Origin of the sequence: Parasphingorhabdus flavimaris, from assembly GCF_013371215.1 — a bacterium.
Taxonomy (GTDB): Bacteria; Pseudomonadota; Alphaproteobacteria; order Sphingomonadales; family Sphingomonadaceae; genus Parasphingorhabdus; species Parasphingorhabdus flavimaris.
In genome coordinates this window covers 371,485-388,189 of the sequence record NZ_JABWMH010000001.1, presented here as the reverse complement: position 1 = coordinate 388,189, position 16,705 = coordinate 371,485, and the positions used below count along the sequence as shown (strand labels likewise).

Here is a 16,705-nt window from a genome sequence, read left to right as displayed (position 1 = left end):
TTCAACCTGCGATCGAAACATCGCCGCTTAGTGTCTGTAAACGCCCGCAACATCGTCATTTTTCCTTCTCGTCGGCAACAAAATGGTCTCGCACCAGAGAATCGACGAAGCGCCCTGCCCCGCTTTTCTGCGGCGATCGCCGTGCCGACTCCGGCCAGAACATTGCATTCAGGAAATCTGCGTCCGCGATGATCGAAGCCTGTCCGAGACCGACCGAACATTGCATGATGAAATCAGCCGCGCTCCCCTTGCAGCGCACGTCGGGGTCTGCGCCATCCGGCAAAGGCACCAGCTTGCCGATCCCGCGGGTGGCGAAGGAATAGCCATCGAAGCTCAGGTCGACAGCAACCCGGTTCTTCTCAGCCGCGACCAGCTCCAGCCCCCAGTGACCGAGCAAGGGAGAGAGCAAGCCGCTCGCCAGAGGCCGCCGCGGATCAGCGATCGGCAATTCGGACGGCCAGACCAGATCGGGGTCGGTAAAGATGATGACGCTGCCGCCAAGCCGGACCCAGGCATCGAGAATGGTCAGGTCGGCAGGATCCATGGCGCGCGGCTGGGCAAGGATGACGATATCCGGATCGTCCTGGGCAAGCTTTTCCAGACTGTCGACCGCCGCTATGTCATAGCGGGCCTGCCAATATCGGTAGATAGGCGCCGGATCCGACTCACCGGACAAGATCATTTCCATCGACGCATCATCGCCCCAGACCAGCGGCAGGCTGGTCATTAGCTGGATGCGCGGCTTGCCCTCCAGGCTTTCAGATGGAGATTTGGCGGTGCATTGGCTCAACAGCAAAAGCGCCGCGATGGCCGACGTGACCGTCTGCCAGGGGGCCGTCAACTATCGTCTCTCCCGGTCCATCGGCGCATCCAGATTGGGATCAGGCTTCAGGTCGGGCACTGTCTGTCCGGGAAGATTGGCAGCCGGGTTCTGCAATTGCGGCTGGCCGGCTCCGGCGGCCGGAGCCGGGGTAATACCCAGTTCGGCCAGCGGTTCAGCCGGCTTTTCTTCCGCCTTGCCCGCTAGCGGAGCGCTTCTGTCCACGCTCTCGGCCTGCATTTCCTCGATCACGGTCTGCTCATCGCTCGCCCGCTGGATAACGAAATTGGCAACGCTGGCCAGCAACAGCACGGCCGCAAGACCAACCACACCGACCTGGATGCGCTGCATCGTGTCCTGACGACCACGGTCTTGTTCGTATTTATCCATCATTGTCCAGCCACGGGAATACCGGCAGCCCCTTTTCTTTCAGCCATGCGGCGTTGTAGAGCGAGGACAGATAGCGAAAACCGGTATCGCACAAGATTGTTGCAACCCGGCTGCCCGGTCCAAGCTCCTTGCCCAGTGCGATAGCGCCCGCCACATTAATCCCCGATGACATGCCGAGGCAAAGCCCCTCTTCCATCAGCAGCCGTTCGACCCAGACCAGCGCTTCCTCGTCGGAAATACGATATTGTCTGTCGACCGGCGCGTCTTCGAGGTTGCCGGTAATCCGGCCCTGGCCGATGCCTTCGGCGACGCTGCTGCCCTCGGACTTGAGCTCGCCATTGGCGTAAAATTCATAAAGCGCCGCGCCATGCGGATCGGCCAGCGCGATGGTCACCGCCTCGTCTTTTGCCTTCAGCCCCATGCCGACACCGGCCAGCGTGCCGCCGGTTCCGACGGCACAGGTAAAGCCGTCAATCTTGCCGTCCATCTGTTCCCAGATTTCCTTGGCGGTGGTTTCGATATGCGCGCGGCGGTTCGCGACATTGTCGAACTGGTTGGCCCAGACCGCGCCTTCGGTTTCTTCCGCAATCCGGCGCGATTGATGGACGAAATGGCACTGGCTCGAATAGGGCGCAGCCGGCACCGTGATCAGTTCTGCACCGAGCGCGCGCAATGTGTCCATTTTTTCCCGGCTCTGGGTTTCCGGCATCACGATGGTCGATTTATAGCCCTTGGCATTGGCGACCAGCGCGATACCGATCCCGGTATTGCCGGCAGTGCCCTCGACAATCCGTCCGCCGGGCTTGAGCATTCCGCGCTCTTCTGCGTCCTGAATGATATAGAGAGCCGCGCGGTCTTTTACCGAGGCACCGGGATTGGCAAATTCGCACTTGCCGTAAATATCGCAACCGGCGGCCTCGCTGGGTCCGGAGAGACGGACCAGCGGCGTGTTGCCGATCAATTCGAGTGTGTTTGGGATGATGTTCATGCCACAATACATAGTGCGCGGTTTTTCGCGCCGCAAGCTTGAAGCCTTTTCAGGGGCAATAGCATGGCTTTAGTCGCACGCTTGCCTTGCCTGCCGGCTGAAAATTGTTCGTGCGCAGCCGAAGAACATCATGCTAGGCCGCTGGCAACTTCTGACAGAAAATAGGAAAAAGAGGATCATGGTCGAGAAAAAATATGAATGTTTCGATGTCGAAATAGAAAATAATATCGCTCATATCCGGATGAACCGTCCGGAAAAGCTCAACAGCATGAACAAGTCATTCTGGAATGATTTGCCGGAAATCGTCGAAGATATTGATATCAACGCCCGCGCACGGGTCATCGTCATCAGCTCCACCGGCAAGCATTTTTCCGCGGGCATGGACCTTTCCGTGTTTGCGCCCCAGCCGAACGCGAAGATTGACGGCGCGGACAAGCATGTAATCGCGGAGATGTTCCGATCCAACGTCAAACGCATCCAGCATAGTTTCAACGCGCTGGAAGAAGCGCGCATCCCCGTATTGTTCGCGCTGCACGGCGGCGTCATCGGCGGCGCGATCGACATGATCAGTGCCGGTGATATCCGCTGGTGCAGCAAGGACGCGATATTCTGCATTCAGGAAACCAATATCGGCATGACCGCCGATGTCGGCACCTTCCCGCGCCTGCAGCGCTATATCCCCGAAGGCTGGGTCAAGGAAATGGCCTATACCGGTCGCCGGATAGACGCCGCCAAGGCCAAGGAAATCGGGCTGGTCAACGACGTGTTCGAGACGCAGGAAGAATGCCTGGCCCATGTCATGGCAACCGCGAAGGAAATAGCGTCGAAATCGCCGCTGGCGGTCACCGGCTGCAAGGTACTGATCAACTATGGCCGCGATCATAATACGGCGGACACGCTGGACTATATCGGAGTCTGGAACGCCGGCATGTTCCCGCCTTCGCATATCCAGGAAGCGGTCGCCGCGATGGGCGAGAAACGCGAAGCGGACTTTCCCGATCTGTTGCCGCTCAAAACCACAGCGATGTAAATTCGCGTACGCGATCCATCGATGATAAATTTTGTCTACGCCCTGATCCCGGTGGTCCTGATCACCGCATTGGGCTGGCTGTTGGCGCACAGGAATTTCCTGCCCGCCGACGGCTGGCGCGCGATCGAAAGACTGGTCTATTTCATATTTTTCCCGGCATTGATCATCGATGTTCTGGCCAGCGCTTCTTTTGATGTTGTTCCCTGGGCCATGGTGCTGGTGCTGATCGGCTCACAATTTGCGCTCGCGATATTGGGCCTGTTTGCAAAGCGGGCGGATGACGGACCGCGAAAGGGGTCGATCATCCAGTCCAATGTCCGCTGGAACACTTTTGTCGGCCTGTCCATCGCCAGCGCTTTGTTCGGCGAACCGGGGCTTGCCCTGATGGCGATTGCGGTTGCGGCTCTGACGCCGACCGCCAATGTCATTTCGGTACTGGCTCTTACCCATTTCGCCGAAAACACCGGGGCCCAAAAACCCCATGTGATGATGGACATGGTCCGCAATCCGCTGATCATCGGTTGCGTGATCGGCATCGCATTGAATCTATTGGGTATCGCCCCCAGCGGCATTGCCGAGAAAACCCTCGATATATTGGGGCAGGCCACGCTTGCGCTCGGCCTTCTCGTGGTCGGCGCGGCGGTTGATCTGGACGCCTTCAAACGGGCCGGCCCCACCACTTTGACCTGGTCGGCCGTGCGCCTGCTCGGCTTGCCTCTTGTGGCACTGGCTGCGGGGCTCTTGCTCGACCTCGCCCCGGATAGCCTGGCGATCGTCGCAATTGCCGCTGCCACGCCGACCGCGAGCAGCGGCTATATACTGGCGCGCCAGCTCGGCGGAGACGCCACTTTGTCGGCCAATCTGATCGCGGTGCAGACGGTATTTTCGGTGCTGTCCATGCCGGCCATCTATGCGCTCTATCTGCTGGTACAGAGCTGAGAAGTCTGGCTCAGGGCAATTAGCTCAAGTCAAATTTCTCTGGCACGACTTTCGCGATAATCTTGTCGCAGCCCGCATTGTTGCGCTGGAAGCATTCATGCGCACGCATCGCCTGATAATGGGCCACCAGGCCAGGCCATCTGGATTTGTCGGGAAGACCGGCGATCATGTCGGTCTGGGCGATCTGACTGGCCACCGCGATATCGGCAATCGTGATCGCGTCGCCGATAAAATGGGGTCGGCCGTCGAGCTGCGCTTCGAGATAATCATAAAGCGGCGGCAGCTTTTCATTCCAGCTCTTGCGCGCCGTCTCCAGGTCCGGATCCTTGCGCTGGAACAGGTTGAAAATAATCGGCCGGAACACGCCCATGCCGCCAACCATCGCCATGCCGGTATCGGCAAATTCCTCGAGCCACAGCGCCCGGCCATGATCAAATGCATCCACGGGATAAACCGCCGGTTCGGGCTGCCGCTTTTCCAGATAGCCGCAAATCGCCGAGCTGTCGGTGATTGTGCCCGCAGCGCCTTCTTCGGCGATGTCGCGGTCACGGAGCGAGGGAATCCGGCCAAGCGGACTGATTTCCTTGTACCAGTCCGGCATGCCCATGACATTGACGTCCTCACAGTCATAATCGAGCCCCTTTAACGCCATCACCGCCTCCACCTTGCGCTGGAAGGGGGACAGAGGCGAGCCGTAGAGAACGAGCGATGCGGTCATGGGGTATTTTCTCCTGAAATTTTTATTTGAAAGTTCTTTGGCGGATTGTTCGGAGATTGAAAACCCCAGTCTTGTTCCTTCTCCCTCAGGGGAGAAGGCCGGAAAATGCTTCACGCGAAGACGCGAAGGCACGAAGAGGTTCGGGCCTATTCCTTTCCGTAGACGATATTAACCGCGTCCGCCGCCCGCTTCGCCAGCGCCCGCGCCGCGTCCGTATCTGCGCCGGTCGCCAGCGCCACAGCCATCCGCCGGTAAGGCCGCGTCACCGGCTTGCCGAATATCCGCACGTCCGTTTCCGCGCCTTCGCCGCCCAGCGCCAGAGCGTCCGCCACGCCGGTAAATTCGAACTGCTCGCTGTCCCGGTCCGCCAGGATCACCGCGCTGGCGCTGGCTGGTGCGGTCAGCGCGATATGCGGGACGGGAAGCCCCATGATGGCGCGGGCGTGCAGGTCGAACTCGCTGAGATTCTGGCCGATCGAGGTGACCATGCCGGTATCGTGGGGCCGCGGGCTGAGCTCGGAGAAGATGACTTCGCCCTGCCTGGTGACGAAAAACTCGACCCCGAACAGGCCCCAGCCCCTGCCGTCGCCACCGAGATTCTCGACGACCTTGCGCGCCATGTCCTGCGCCGAGGCAAGCGCCGCGTCGGTCATCGCCGCCGGTTGCCAGCTTTCCTGATAGTCGCCGCGCTCCTGCCGATGGCCGATCGGCGGGCAGAAGATCACGCCGTCCTTGGTTCGCACGGTCAGCAGCGTGATCTCGTAATCGAAGTCGATGAACTGCTCGACAATCACCCGCGCGCGGTCGCCGCGCATATTGGCGACGGCATAGTCCCACGCCTCTTCCAGCTTATCGGCGCTGTCGACCTTGCTCTGCCCCTTGCCGGACGAGGACATCACCGGCTTGATCACCAGCGGCAGGCCGATATCGTCCGCCGCGCTGGCGACTTCGGCAAAGCTTTCCGCATAATGGTAGCGCGAGGTGGTCAAGCCCAGTTCCTTTGCCGCGACGTCGCGGATGGCGTCGCGGTTCATCGTCAGCTGGGTGGCGCGGGCCGATGGCACGACGTGGAAACCTTCGGCCTCCATGTCGGCGAGGATTTCGGTACGGATAGCCTCGACCTCGGGGACGATCAGGTCCGGCTGGTGCTTTTCGATCGCCGCGCGCAGCCTTTCGCCGTCGAGCATCGAGAAGATTTCGCGGCCGTCGGCAACCTGCATGGCGGGCGCATCGTCATAGGCATCGCAGGCAATCACATGAGCGCCAAGCCGCTTCGCCGAGATAGCGAATTCACGGCCCAGTTCGCCGGAGCCGAGGAGGAGGATTTTTTTGGTGTAGGTCATCGGGTGACTATGTTGGGTTCGGCGGAAAGGAGCAAGCCACAATATTTCCTCCCTGAAGCGAAGCTTCGGGGAGGGGGACCGCGCGAAGCGTGGTGGAGGGGTTTGTCGCGAACCGGCCCCTCCGTCAGTCCTCCGGACTGCCACCTCCCCATTGCTTTGCAATGGGGAGGAAATATAATCGCTAGGCGCCCTCGCCGGCCATCATCGCTTCCATCCGGCGCCCCACTTCGTCTTCCGATACATCCTCGACATGGGTCGAAAGGGTCCATTCGTGCCCGAACGGGTCTTTCAGCCAGCCCGAACGGTCGCCGTAAAACTGGTCTTCCACCGGCTTCACTATTTCCGCCCCGGCGGCCACCGCCTTGGCGAAGGCCGCATCGACATCCGGGACATAGATCATCAGGCTCGCGGTCGCCCCGCCGCGTTTGTTCGGGCCAAGCTTGTCCATGTCGGGAAATTCGTCCGACAGCATCACATGGCTGTCGCCGATGATGATGTCCGCATGGCCGATCTTGTCGCCCATCGGCAGGCGCATGTGCTCCGTCGCGCCAAAGGCTCGTGCGTAAAACGCGATCGCCGCCTCGGCATCGTCTACCGTGATATAGGGTGTAACGCTGCGATATCCGTCTTCTTTCCACGCCGTCATTATCACTCTCCGCTCTGGTTGAGCGCTGTTTATAGCAAATTTCGCTCGCTTTGCCGAGTCCGTGCGATTACTGATTGATATATTATATCATTACACCTATCTAGCCTTCCAACGCCGCCCTCAAGCCATGGAAGAAATGATCTTGTCCCACAGAAAATTCCTTATTTCCGCAGCGATCCTGACACTGCCTGCCGCTCCCGCCCTCGCTCAGAAAGACACGTCTGCCCAGCAGCGCGCCGACGGTCTCTCCGACGATTTCCACAATGACGATATGATCGTGGTCACCGCTCCCTATGTCGAGCAGCTCGACATATTGGCTGGTACATCCGTCCTCTCCGGAGACCAGTTGGCAGAGGATCTGCGCGGCCAGATCGGCGACAGTCTGACCGGCCTGCCCGGCGTTTCGTCCACCTCCTTTGCTCCCGGATCATCGCGCCCGGTTCTGCGCGGCTTCCAAGGACCGCGGGTCCGGGTTCTCACCGACGGCATCGGCTCGCTCGACGCATCCAACACCTCGGTCGATCACGCGGTTACCATTGATCCGTTGACCGCCCAGCGGGTCGAAGTCTTGCGCGGTCCTGCGGTTCTGCTGTTCGGCGGTGACGCGATTGGCGGCGCGGTCAATGTAATCGACAAGCGTATCCCGCGCGACATTCCTGACGATGCCGTCCATCTCGACGCGATCGGCGGCTATGGCAGCGCCGCCGATGACTGGAGCATCGCCGGATCGGTCGATGTGCCACTGACCCCCAAATTGGTAATCCACGCCGATGGCAGCTTCCGTGACACCGGTGATGTCCGGGTGCCGGGCTATGTCCTGTCACCGGCGTTGCGCGCAGATGTGCTGGCGGATGCAGCAGAAGAAGCTGAGGAAGGCCATCTTGACGAGGCCGCAGAACTGACCGAGGCAGCCAATCAGTCCGGCCGTGTGGCCAATACTGCCAGCCGCACCCAGACAGCAGGCGCCGGGATTGCCTATATCGATGACGGAGGCAATCTGGGCTTCTCGATCAGCTATTATGACACGGATTATGGTGTCCCCGGGCGCCCTGGCGCGGGTCATGCGCACGGCGAGGAAGATGACGATGATGAAGAAGAGGAAGGCCATGAAGAGGAAGGCCCGGTCACCATCGGACTGAAACAATATCGGGCCGACCTGCGCGGCGGCGTGAACATGGGCGGCTTCTTCGAAGCCCTGAATTTCCGCGCCGGCTATTCGGATTACACGCATACCGAATTTGAAGGCGACGAAATCGGCACGGTTTTCTCCGTCTCCGGCATAGAGGCCCGCGCCGAACTGGTGCAGGCCGATCATGATGGCTGGCGCGGCGTGATAGGCAGCCAGATACTGGTGCGCGATTTCAACGCTATTGGCGCAGAAGCCTTCGTCCCCAAGAACACGATCGAAAGCTGGGCCTTTTTCACTGTGCAGGAGGCCGATCTCGGATATCTCGAACTGGAAGGCGCGCTGCGCTTTGACCAGGCCAATATTTCTGCCAACAGCATCGATTTCGACCGCAGCTTCAATACGGTCTCCGCGGCCGTCGGTGTGGCTTACGCCCCCGACGACAATCCGTTCAAGATCGGTGCGAATTTATCGCGATCGGAACGCGCGCCTTCGGCAGAAGAGCTGCTCTCCAACGGGCCTCATATCGCCACCCAGGCCTTTGAAATCGGCAATCCCGATTTCACCACGGAAAAGAGCTGGGGCGGCGAGCTTTACGCGCGCTGGGACAGCGATGACCTACAGCTCAGCGCAACGGCCTATAGCAATTTTTTCAACGACTATATTTTCGAAGCGGCCACCGGAGCGGAGGAAGACGGCCTTCCGGTGTTCCAGTATTTCCAGCGCGATGCGACTTATTACGGCTTCGAAGCCTCTGCGTCAGCGGTTGTCGCGCGTTTCGGCAATTTTGATCTGGTTGCCGATGGCGTGGCCGACTATGTGCACGCCAAGATCGACGATGGCGGCGGACCGGTTCCGCGCATCCCGCCACTCCGTCTGCTGGGCGGACTCAAGGCGCAGAGCGACAATCTCGACCTGCGCGCCGAAGTGGAATGGTCGGCCAGCCAGAATAAAGTCGCGGCGTTTGAAACCACGACCGACGGGTTTACCATGGTCAACGCAACCGCTGCCTGGCGCCCCTTTGGCAAGGATGGCGGCATCACCCTGCTCGCCTCGGCGAATAATATTTTCGATGTCAACGCACGCCGTCATGCCTCGTTCACTAAAGACTATGTACCTTTGTCCGGTCGTGATATTCGCGTAAGTGCAAAGTTCAGTTTTTAGGATATTTTGAAATGCAGAAAATTACCGTAGCCATCTTGATTTCAACCATGGTTCTGCTCAGCGCCTGCAACACCGTCAAAGGTGCCGGTCGGGATATTGAGTCGGTTGGAAAAGCCGGCGAAAAAGCCATTGACTGACGACCGTTAGTCCAAAACCTGTCGAAGAACGGAACTGGTCAACAGACGTGCTTCGGCAGGTTCACTACCAACGGTATCGCGTCGCCGGGTTGATCAGGACGGAACGATTTCTTTTTTCTTCCGCTCGGTGAACCACATGATCAGCAGCGAGACTTCGTAGAGCAGGATCAGCGGAATGCCGAGCATCAGCTGCGACACCACATCCGGCGGTGTCAGGATCGCTGCCAGCGCAAAAGCGCCCACAATCATATAGCGACGAATGGACTTTAGCTGCTGACGGCTGACAATGCCCGCACGGTTCAGCAGCAACAGCAGCACCGGCAGCTGGAAGCAGACGCCGAACGCCAATATGAACTGCATAACGAGCGAGAGATAGTCGCCCATCGCCGGCAGGGCTTCCTGCTGCAAACCGCCAACCGTCCCTTCAAATCCCAGAAAGAATCTGAACGCGGTCGGCATGACGATGAAATAGGCCAGCGAGGCTCCCGCGACGAACAGCACCGGCGTCGCCACCAGAAAGGGCAGAAAGGCCTTTTTCTCGTTGGCATAGAGGCCGGGCGCGACGAAGGCCCAGAGCTGGTTTGAAATGATCGGAAAAGCGATGAAGAAGGCCGCGAACATCGCCACCTTGATCTCGACGAAAAAGGCTTCATACAATTTGGTGTAGATCAGCTTCCCCTCACCCGCCGGAAAGGCATCGGTGAGCGGCTGTACGAGAATACCGAAAATCTCGTCGGCGAAAAACATGCTGGCGAGAAAGGCCACCACCAGCGCAGCCACCGACCATAACAGTCTCTGCCGAAGCTCGATCAGATGCTCCATCAGCGGCGCCTTGCTGTCGTCCAGATCAGGCTGGCTTTGATCGTTCATGGCTTGGGATCGTTCATGGTTTGGGATCGCCTGCGGGCGGCAAGTCTGGTCGATCGTCCACAGGATCGGACGGTTCCGGCACCTCTGCGGGCGGGCCTTCCAGCGGCTCCATCTTCGGTTCGTCCGCCACAGCGTCGTCGGGAAGCGCCGGATATTCCTTCATGATCCGGTCATTCTCGGCGGCCCATTTCTTTTCCATTTCCTGAAGCTCGGCTTCACGGACCATGGCATCGAGCCCGGTACGGAAATTGGCCATTACGCCGCGGCCCTTGGCCATCCATTTTCCCGCCGTCGCCAGCGCCCGCGGCAATTCCTTGGGCCCGATGACGACAACGGCAATGATCGCTATAATCGCGATCTCGGATATGGACAGGTCAAACATGTTCTATGCGGCCCTAAGGCTAGAGGCCGGCCGGCTCAAACAGCCGTTTTGTCGGCGGTTTTGCTGGTCTCGGCCGACGCATCGCCGGACTTGCTGTCAATCTTGGGAGTCGGTTTTTCCGCGCTCGCTTCTTCCTCGGTAATGCCCTTCTTGAAAGAACGGATGCCCTTTCCGACATCGCCCATCATTTCGGAAATGCGGCCACGACCAAATAGAATCAGCACCAGCGCCGCTACAATTAAAATCTGCCAAACACTCGGTTGCATGCGATATTCTCCTTAAGCGCCCTATTTAAGCGCTTTCACTCTGGTTTTCCAGCAAAACACCGTCATCACCTGCAAACTCTTGCTCTGCGGATACCGTTGCCGCCTCTTCGATCTCGTCTTCCAGCTCCATCTGGTCGAGCACGAGATCCACCGGATCGAGCAATCCCGCGGCTTTCAGATCATCAAGACCTGGCAAGTCCTTGCGGCTGGCCAGACCGAAATGGGTCAGAAATTCCGCGGTGGTCGCGTAGATCAGCGGCCTGCCCGGCACTTCCCGCCGACCGGCCGGACGCACCCAGCCAGCTTCCATCAGGACATCGAGCGTGCCCTTTGCCACCTGAACACCGCGAATGGCTTCGATTTCGGCACGGCTGACCGGTTCGTGATAGGCGATGATCGCGAGCGTCTCCATGCCGGCGCGGCTGAGCTTCCGCAGCTCCGCCCGTTCGCGACGCAACAGGTGGGAGAGGTCATGGGCCGTCTGGAAATGCCAGCGGTCACCGGTCCGAACCAATATGATCCCGCGATGCTGGAAATCCTCCTGCAATTCCGCCAATATTTGGCGGATGTCGAGTTCATCACCGACATAGGCCTTGATATCGGCGATTGTCATCGGCTTTTCCGACGCAAAAAGCGTTGCCTCGACCGCCCGCTTGCCGATATCCATCGCCTCTGTGTCTGGCTCAATCAGGCTTGTGTCTTCCATGTCATGCTCATCCATTCGTCGTCGCCTTGATCCTCAGCGGAGCGAAACTGCCCTCCTGCTGCAATATCAGCTTCCCTTGTCGGGCCAATTCCAGCGTCGCCAGAAAACTGGACGCTAGCGCCGATTTGCGGAGTTCCGCCGGCGCACCGGGGGGCAGAAAATGCCGGATATCCATCCAGTCGATCGCCTCCCCGAGCATCAGCGACACCCGCGCCAATGCATCCTCCAGCGTCATTACCATCCGCTGCCGGACGATATGAATCGCGGGAGCATTGCGAGTTTTTACCCGCGAATAAGCGGTGATCAGGTCATAATATTCCGCCTGCCACTGCCGGTCCTTTACGACCCTCAGCCCTTCCGGAGCGCCGCGCATGAAGACGTCCCGTCCGATCCGGTCCCTCGCCAGCAGACGCGCGCCCGACTCGCGCATTGCGTTCAGCCGTTCGAGGCGCATTTGCAGCCGCAAGGCGAGCTCTTCCGGCGAAGGATCGATCTCCGGGTCTTTCGGCAAGAGCAGCCCCGATTTCAGATAGGTCAGCCAGGCCGCCATCACCAGATAGTCGGCCGCCAGTTCCAGCCTCAATGTCTGGGCGCTGGCGATATATTTGAGATATTCCTGAACCAGCTCGAGAATTGAAATCTCGCGCAGATCCACCTTCTGGTTGCGCGCCAGGGCGAGCAGAAGATCCAGCGGCCCTTCCCAGCCGTCGATGTTCAGCGTCAGCGCGTCCTCATCCGGAGCGACCGATTCTGCCGGGAAAAAGAAGCTTTCGTTTTCCCGCTCTTCGCTCATGCCGCCGCCGCTATCAGTTCATCGCGTCGGGCGACCAGTGCCGCCATTTCGTCAGCGTCACCAGCGTCCTTTGTCTCGGCGATTGTTGCCATCGCCAGATCCAGCCGCTCCTGCACCTTGTCCGACATCGGGGTCAGCCGTTCGGCAATCCCGGTCATGTCATCCATCCTGGCCCAGCAATTGAGCGCGATATCGCATCCTGCCGCCTGCGCCCGTTCGGCCCGCTCGGGAACGGTTCCGGAGAGCGCTTCCATATCGAGGTCATCGGTGAACAGCAGCCCGTCGAAACCGATCCGGTCGCGAATGATGTCCTGAACGACGGTTTTCGACAGAGTCGACGGTGTCTCGGCATCCCAGGCGGTAAACAGCAAATGGCCGGTCATCCCCATGACCGCCTTGTTCAGCGTCTTGAACGGGGCGAGATCGAGCTCCAGCTCTTCGTCGCTGGCAGTGACCGTCGGCAAGGCCTTGTGCGTGTCGACGCTGGTCCGGCCGTGACCGGGCAGATGTTTGACCACGCCAACCACGCCGCCACGCTGCAAGCCGTCGAGGATCGCTCGACCGAGAGCGGCAACCCGCATCGGTTCGCTGCCCAGAGCGCGGTCACCTATGACATTATCGGCGTCCGGCTGGCGGACATCGAGCAGCGGCAGGCAGTCCACCGTGATCCCCACTTCGCGCATGCTGACGGCAATCGCCTGCGCATTGAGACGCGCCGCCTCGATCGCGGTGGCGGGTGCGATATCATAAATCTTGTCAAAGACTTCACCGGCAGGGAATCTGGGCCAGATCGGTTCCTGCATCCGCGCCACACGACCGCCTTCCTGGTCAATCAGGATCGCCAGATCATCGCGGCCATGGATTGCCCGCAACTCGTCGGTCAGCGCGCGCAGCTGCGCCTTGCTTTCGATATTGCGACCGAAAATGATGTAGCCGGCAGGATCGCTGTCGCGAAAGAAATCCTTTTCCGAGGCGGTCAGGCTCAGGCCCGCCACTCCAAAAACCGCTGGTGTCATAGCCATGGCAAATTTATCTCACGCAACATATCTTATACTTGCGCCGTTTGGCAGCCGGGTAAAGGCAAAAGCGCCGTTATCCACAGCGCTTCAACCATCTATTGCCCAAAATTAGCGAACGACGAGGCAGCTTTCGCCCGCAGCCTTGAGGTTGTTGCACAACTGCTGTGCCGCCTCGTAGCTTGGCGCAACCGCATTCAGCCGGTAAATGGTGCCGCCATCAACGGTGCCGCGAATAATCTTCTTCGGCAGCGCGCCGATCGCTTCAAAACGCCGTGTATAGCCGGACCAGCTGCCATCAGCGAGGCTCGCCGAACTATAGGCTCCAAGCTGGACCATGGCGGAGCCTGCGCCCGCAGCAGCGGGCGCGGCATCCGACTTGCGGATCGGCGCTTCGGTTTGCACCGGATCGCCCAGTTGCGCTGGCGTGTCCTTGCCCTCGCTGGCCGCAAAGCTGGCGTCGCCCTCGCCTTCAAACTGCCGTGCCTGCGGATCATCTGGGCGAACCTTGTAATCGCCTTCCTGCGCCGCGATCAATTCACCGTCACCGTCAAGCCCGCCGCCATCGCGGTTCTGCAGCCAGTAGATGCCACCGACGATCGCAGCCAGCAGCAGCAAACCGGCACCGACAAACAGGGCAACCCGGATCGGCGAATATTCACCGTCATCATCATAATCTTCGGCTGATTCCAGCCATGGCAGACGATCTTCGTCGTCCAGATCAAGATTTTCGCGGGTGGTGTCAGACATCATACACTCCATAAGCCAAAGGGCTAATCACATCGATTCAGAGGCCTCGACGCCCATCAGGGCAAGGCCGTTCCTGATAGTCTGCCCGATATTCTTGGCTAAGAAAAGCCTTGCCGATGTCGTTTCCGGGTCGTTAACCATTATGATCCGCTTCTCAGGCCGGTCATTGCCCAGATTATAAAAAGCATGAAATGCCGCCGCGAGGTCATTCAGATAGAATGCGACTCGGTGCGGCTCACGGGAAGCCGCCGCCGATTCGACAATCCGCGGGAATTGCGCGGCCATCTTGATCAGGTCCATCTCCTCCTCGCCGAGGTTGTCCAGCTTGTCCGGCGAAGGCAGGACGCCCTCGTCTGCCGCCTTGCGCAGGATCGACTGGATACGGGCGTGGGCATATTGCACATAGAAAACCGGGTTGTCGCGGGACGCTTCCATCACCTTGGCAAAATCAAAGTCCATCTGGGCGTCGGCCTTGCGCATCAGCATCGTGAAACGCACCGCATTCTTGCCCACTTCCTCGACCATATCGGCAATGGTAACGAAATTGCCCGAGCGCTTGGACATTTTCTCCGGCTCGCCGTTGCGCAGCAGGCGCACCATCTGGACCAGTTTGACGTCAAACTTGGTCTTGCCTTCGGTCAGCGCCGCAACCGCAGCCTTGATCCGCTTGACCGTGCCGCTGTGATCGGCACCCCAGATATTGATCAGCTCGTCGGCGCTCTGGGCTTTTTGGAAATGGTAAGCGAGATCGCCGCCAAAATAGGTCCAGCTGCCGTCGGATTTCTTGATCGGACGGTCCTGGTCATCGCCGAATTGGGTCGAGCGGAACAAAGGCAACTCGACCGCTTCCCAGTCCTCGATGACCTTGCCCTTTGGTTGCTCAAGCACTCCGTCGTAAACCAGATCGCGCGACCGCAGCTCGGCTTCGGCGATATCCGCCTTGCCGGCAGCATGCAGGTCGGCTTCGGACGAGAAGACATCATGCCGGATGCCGAGCAGGGCGAGATCCGAGCGGATCATGTCCATCATCTTGGCAACCGCTGCCTTGCGGAAAATCAGCAACCATTCGGATTCGGCGCTATCCTTGTATTTATCGCCAAATTCGGCGGCCAGCGCTTCGCCGACCGGCTTCAGATAATCGCCCGGGTAAAGCCCCTCCGGTATCGCGCCGATATCGTCGCCAAGCGCTTCGCGATAGCGCAGATGCGCCGAACGGGCGAGCGTGGCGACCTGCGAGCCGGCGTCATTGACATAATATTCCCGGATCACCTTGTGACCGACCGCTTCGAGCAAATCGGCCAGCGCATCGCCGACGACCGCACCGCGACAATGACCCATGTGCATTGGTCCGGTCGGATTGGCGGAAACATATTCGACATTGACGGTGACGCCCCGGCCTTTGTCCGACCGACCATATTCGGACCCAAGCTCTGCGATTTCAAGCAATTCCCGCAGCAAGACCGGTTCGGCCACCCGCAGGTTGATGAACCCGGGGCCGGCAATGTCCACCGACTGGACATCGTCGAGCTGGCCCAGCTTTTCCGTGATCTTTTCCGCCAGATCGCGCGGTTTCATGCCAGCAGCTTTTGACAGCACCATCGCGGCATTGGTCGACAGGTCGCCGTGCGCAGGGTCGCGGGGCGGCTCGAGCGTGACATTGGAACGGTCCAACCCGGCAGGCAAGGTCCCCGCTTCGGTCAGTTCATCCAAAACAGCATCAACATGTTTCTGAAAAATCTGGAACAGCATGATTGGCTCAATTCATCATAGGAAAAGGGGCCCGACTGGATCAGGCGCGAACATTCGTCATTTCAGGCAACCCTATCGGGTAGCGTTATATTGCAACTGTGCCTGGGTAAGCTGGAAACCGACGAGCAATTCGAAAGAAGAGCGCGCGACAGCGGCCCGAACGGCCGGATCAGCCAGCGGGTCAAGCGCGGCATCGGGGTCTCCGGCCTTGCGCTTGCGGGTCAGGCGTTCGATCACATCTTCGGGCAAACGCGCTGCAGAGGCGTCGACATAAGAGCCTGCCTTGGCCGAAGCCGAAGCGCGATAGTCACCATCGGCAAATTGCAGCGTTACATTGTTGATCCGCTTGGCGACCACTGCGGTGCCGCCCTGGATGACGGTGGAGAAATATGGAACGGTAACCGTGCGGGCACCGGTTGGACGGGTGCGAACGGCGCGAACGTCAAAGGTCGCTTCTGTATATATCCGCTCGCCTTCGCTGTTGCAGGTCGACCGCAGGTTGGTAATATTGGCGACAACATCAATCGCGCTGGAATCGGTGCTGTTCACAGGATTGAAGATGGTGATATCGCCCGTATGGTCAGGAACCGCAACGGCAGGACAACCTGTGCGAGTGACCGATACGCCGACACCCGAACTGACGTCGAGAGCACCGTCTTTTGCACATCCGCTGACAGCCAAAATCGAGACCGTCACCAAAACTAATTTCTTCAACCGGCCATTCGCCATCATTCTCAATCCTTGCCTTTGATCACGGGCAACACACATAGGCTTCATGCGTATCGATAAAAATCCCGCAACCCTTATCTGTGCCTTTAATGCGGTGCAACCGTCCATAAGATGAACAGACGGGCTTTTCGCCGGTGCAGTTA

At 59.3% G+C, this 16,705-nt stretch carries 19 protein-coding genes; 4 read left to right on the top strand and 15 right to left on the bottom strand.

The features are described 5' to 3' along the window. Positions 1-55 precede the first annotated feature (55 nt). From HUO14_RS01840 to HUO14_RS01830, 3 genes are read right to left on the bottom strand one after another with little or no spacing between them, the layout of a single operon-like run. Entirely contained in the window at positions 56-841 is a 786-nt protein-coding gene (locus HUO14_RS01840) for a Gldg family protein (protein ID WP_176278173.1), read from the bottom strand. Continuing rightward, positions 842-1,213, bottom strand: a complete 372-nt coding sequence (locus HUO14_RS01835; RefSeq protein ID WP_246255151.1) for a hypothetical protein — start codon at positions 1,211-1,213, stop codon at positions 842-844. Beyond that, positions 1,203-2,198, bottom strand: coding sequence for a cysteine synthase A (locus tag HUO14_RS01830; RefSeq protein WP_176278172.1), 996 nt, complete (start codon positions 2,196-2,198; stop codon positions 1,203-1,205). The genes HUO14_RS01835 and HUO14_RS01830 overlap by 11 nt, the downstream gene beginning before the upstream one ends. 178 nt (positions 2,199-2,376) lie before the next feature. Here HUO14_RS01830 and HUO14_RS01825 point away from each other — a divergent pair, with 178 nt between their 5' ends. Together HUO14_RS01825 and HUO14_RS01820 are read left to right on the top strand one after the other, a co-directional pair. Continuing rightward, positions 2,377-3,228 (top strand): crotonase/enoyl-CoA hydratase family protein, encoded by an 852-nt coding sequence (locus tag HUO14_RS01825; RefSeq protein ID WP_176278171.1) that lies wholly within the window; start codon positions 2,377-2,379, stop codon positions 3,226-3,228. A 21-nt stretch (positions 3,229-3,249) separates the two neighbouring features. Next, positions 3,250-4,167 (top strand): AEC family transporter, encoded by a 918-nt coding sequence (locus tag HUO14_RS01820; RefSeq protein ID WP_176278170.1) that lies wholly within the window; start codon positions 3,250-3,252, stop codon positions 4,165-4,167. Between the two features lie 19 nt (positions 4,168-4,186). Here HUO14_RS01820 and HUO14_RS01815 read toward each other — a convergent pair whose 3' ends face one another. From HUO14_RS01815 to HUO14_RS01805, 3 genes are all read right to left on the bottom strand, one after another. Further along, positions 4,187-4,885: a glutathione S-transferase family protein gene (locus HUO14_RS01815; protein ID WP_176278169.1), complete on the bottom strand. Its 699-nt coding sequence runs from the start codon at positions 4,883-4,885 to the stop codon at positions 4,187-4,189. Between the two features lie 146 nt (positions 4,886-5,031). After that, positions 5,032-6,228, bottom strand: a complete 1,197-nt coding sequence (gene purT, locus HUO14_RS01810; protein WP_176278168.1) for a formate-dependent phosphoribosylglycinamide formyltransferase — start codon at positions 6,226-6,228, stop codon at positions 5,032-5,034. A gap of 181 nt (positions 6,229-6,409) precedes the next feature. Beyond that, a complete protein-coding gene (locus HUO14_RS01805) occupies positions 6,410-6,874 on the bottom strand; it encodes a VOC family protein (RefSeq protein WP_176278167.1) in 465 nt (154 codons plus the stop codon). 142 nt (positions 6,875-7,016) lie between these two features. Here HUO14_RS01805 and HUO14_RS01800 point away from each other — a divergent pair, with 142 nt between their 5' ends. Further along, positions 7,017-9,164 (top strand): TonB-dependent receptor, encoded by a 2,148-nt coding sequence (locus tag HUO14_RS01800; protein WP_425500468.1) that lies wholly within the window; start codon positions 7,017-7,019, stop codon positions 9,162-9,164. A gap of 47 nt (positions 9,165-9,211) precedes the next feature. Next, complete coding sequence (locus HUO14_RS01795) at positions 9,212-9,301, top strand: entericidin A/B family lipoprotein (RefSeq protein WP_418889438.1); 90 nt, start codon at positions 9,212-9,214, stop codon at positions 9,299-9,301. A gap of 93 nt (positions 9,302-9,394) precedes the next feature. Here the strand turns inward: HUO14_RS01795 and tatC are convergent, their stop codons facing one another. From tatC to HUO14_RS01750, 9 genes are all read right to left on the bottom strand, one after another. Further along, positions 9,395-10,171 carry a twin-arginine translocase subunit TatC gene (gene tatC / locus HUO14_RS01790; protein ID WP_176278164.1) on the bottom strand — a complete coding sequence of 259 codons (777 nt, stop codon included), beginning with the start codon at positions 10,169-10,171 and terminating at the stop codon, positions 9,395-9,397. A 13-nt stretch (positions 10,172-10,184) separates the two neighbouring features. Continuing rightward, positions 10,185-10,553 (bottom strand): Sec-independent protein translocase protein TatB, encoded by a 369-nt coding sequence (tatB, locus tag HUO14_RS01785; protein ID WP_176278163.1) that lies wholly within the window; start codon positions 10,551-10,553, stop codon positions 10,185-10,187. Between the two features lie 35 nt (positions 10,554-10,588). Then, positions 10,589-10,819 carry a twin-arginine translocase TatA/TatE family subunit gene (locus tag HUO14_RS01780; protein ID WP_176278162.1) on the bottom strand — a complete coding sequence of 77 codons (231 nt, stop codon included), beginning with the start codon at positions 10,817-10,819 and terminating at the stop codon, positions 10,589-10,591. Positions 10,820-10,844: 25 nt separating this feature from the next. Next, positions 10,845-11,486 carry an SMC-Scp complex subunit ScpB gene (scpB, locus tag HUO14_RS01775; protein ID WP_176278730.1) on the bottom strand — a complete coding sequence of 214 codons (642 nt, stop codon included), beginning with the start codon at positions 11,484-11,486 and terminating at the stop codon, positions 10,845-10,847. Between the two features lie 46 nt (positions 11,487-11,532). Then, positions 11,533-12,318, bottom strand: coding sequence for a segregation and condensation protein A (locus HUO14_RS01770; RefSeq protein ID WP_176278161.1), 786 nt, complete (start codon positions 12,316-12,318; stop codon positions 11,533-11,535). Next, the gene (gene nagZ / locus HUO14_RS01765; RefSeq protein ID WP_176278729.1) at positions 12,315-13,334 is read right to left on the bottom strand and encodes a beta-N-acetylhexosaminidase; all 1,020 of its coding nucleotides are present in this window, start codon (positions 13,332-13,334) and stop codon (positions 12,315-12,317) included. The genes HUO14_RS01770 and nagZ overlap by 4 nt, the downstream gene beginning before the upstream one ends. Positions 13,335-13,445: 111 nt before the next feature. After that, a complete protein-coding gene (locus HUO14_RS01760) occupies positions 13,446-14,084 on the bottom strand; it encodes an SPOR domain-containing protein (protein WP_176278160.1) in 639 nt (212 codons plus the stop codon). A 27-nt stretch (positions 14,085-14,111) separates the two neighbouring features. Beyond that, positions 14,112-15,836, bottom strand: a complete 1,725-nt coding sequence (gene argS / locus HUO14_RS01755) for an arginine--tRNA ligase (protein WP_418889439.1) — start codon at positions 15,834-15,836, stop codon at positions 14,112-14,114. A 69-nt stretch (positions 15,837-15,905) separates the two neighbouring features. Beyond that, positions 15,906-16,562 (bottom strand): hypothetical protein, encoded by a 657-nt coding sequence (locus HUO14_RS01750; protein ID WP_176278728.1) that lies wholly within the window; start codon positions 16,560-16,562, stop codon positions 15,906-15,908. Positions 16,563-16,705 lie beyond the last annotated feature (143 nt).

Coding starts and splice junctions, on each gene's coding strand:
- HUO14_RS01825 (WP_176278171.1), top strand. CDS start 2,377: ATGGTCGAGAAAAAATATGAATGTTTCGATGTCGAAATAGAAAATAAT.
- tatC (WP_176278164.1), bottom strand. CDS start 10,171: ATGAACGATCAAAGCCAGCCTGATCTGGACGACAGCAAGGCGCCGCTG.
- nagZ (WP_176278729.1), bottom strand. CDS start 13,334: ATGACACCAGCGGTTTTTGGAGTGGCGGGCCTGAGCCTGACCGCCTCG.
- HUO14_RS01780 (WP_176278162.1), bottom strand. CDS start 10,819: ATGCAACCGAGTGTTTGGCAGATTTTAATTGTAGCGGCGCTGGTGCTG.
- HUO14_RS01770 (WP_176278161.1), bottom strand. CDS start 12,318: ATGAGCGAAGAGCGGGAAAACGAAAGCTTCTTTTTCCCGGCAGAATCG.
- HUO14_RS01835 (WP_246255151.1), bottom strand. CDS start 1,213: ATGATGGATAAATACGAACAAGACCGTGGTCGTCAGGACACGATGCAG.
- HUO14_RS01820 (WP_176278170.1), top strand. CDS start 3,250: ATGATAAATTTTGTCTACGCCCTGATCCCGGTGGTCCTGATCACCGCA.
- HUO14_RS01750 (WP_176278728.1), bottom strand. CDS start 16,562: ATGGCGAATGGCCGGTTGAAGAAATTAGTTTTGGTGACGGTCTCGATT.
- tatB (WP_176278163.1), bottom strand. CDS start 10,553: ATGTTTGACCTGTCCATATCCGAGATCGCGATTATAGCGATCATTGCC.
- HUO14_RS01760 (WP_176278160.1), bottom strand. CDS start 14,084: ATGTCTGACACCACCCGCGAAAATCTTGATCTGGACGACGAAGATCGT.
- purT (WP_176278168.1), bottom strand. CDS start 6,228: ATGACCTACACCAAAAAAATCCTCCTCCTCGGCTCCGGCGAACTGGGC.
- HUO14_RS01830 (WP_176278172.1), bottom strand. CDS start 2,198: ATGAACATCATCCCAAACACACTCGAATTGATCGGCAACACGCCGCTG.
- HUO14_RS01805 (WP_176278167.1), bottom strand. CDS start 6,874: ATGACGGCGTGGAAAGAAGACGGATATCGCAGCGTTACACCCTATATC.
- scpB (WP_176278730.1), bottom strand. CDS start 11,486: ATGGATATCGGCAAGCGGGCGGTCGAGGCAACGCTTTTTGCGTCGGAA.
- HUO14_RS01795 (WP_418889438.1), top strand. CDS start 9,212: ATGGTTCTGCTCAGCGCCTGCAACACCGTCAAAGGTGCCGGTCGGGAT.
- HUO14_RS01815 (WP_176278169.1), bottom strand. CDS start 4,885: ATGACCGCATCGCTCGTTCTCTACGGCTCGCCTCTGTCCCCCTTCCAG.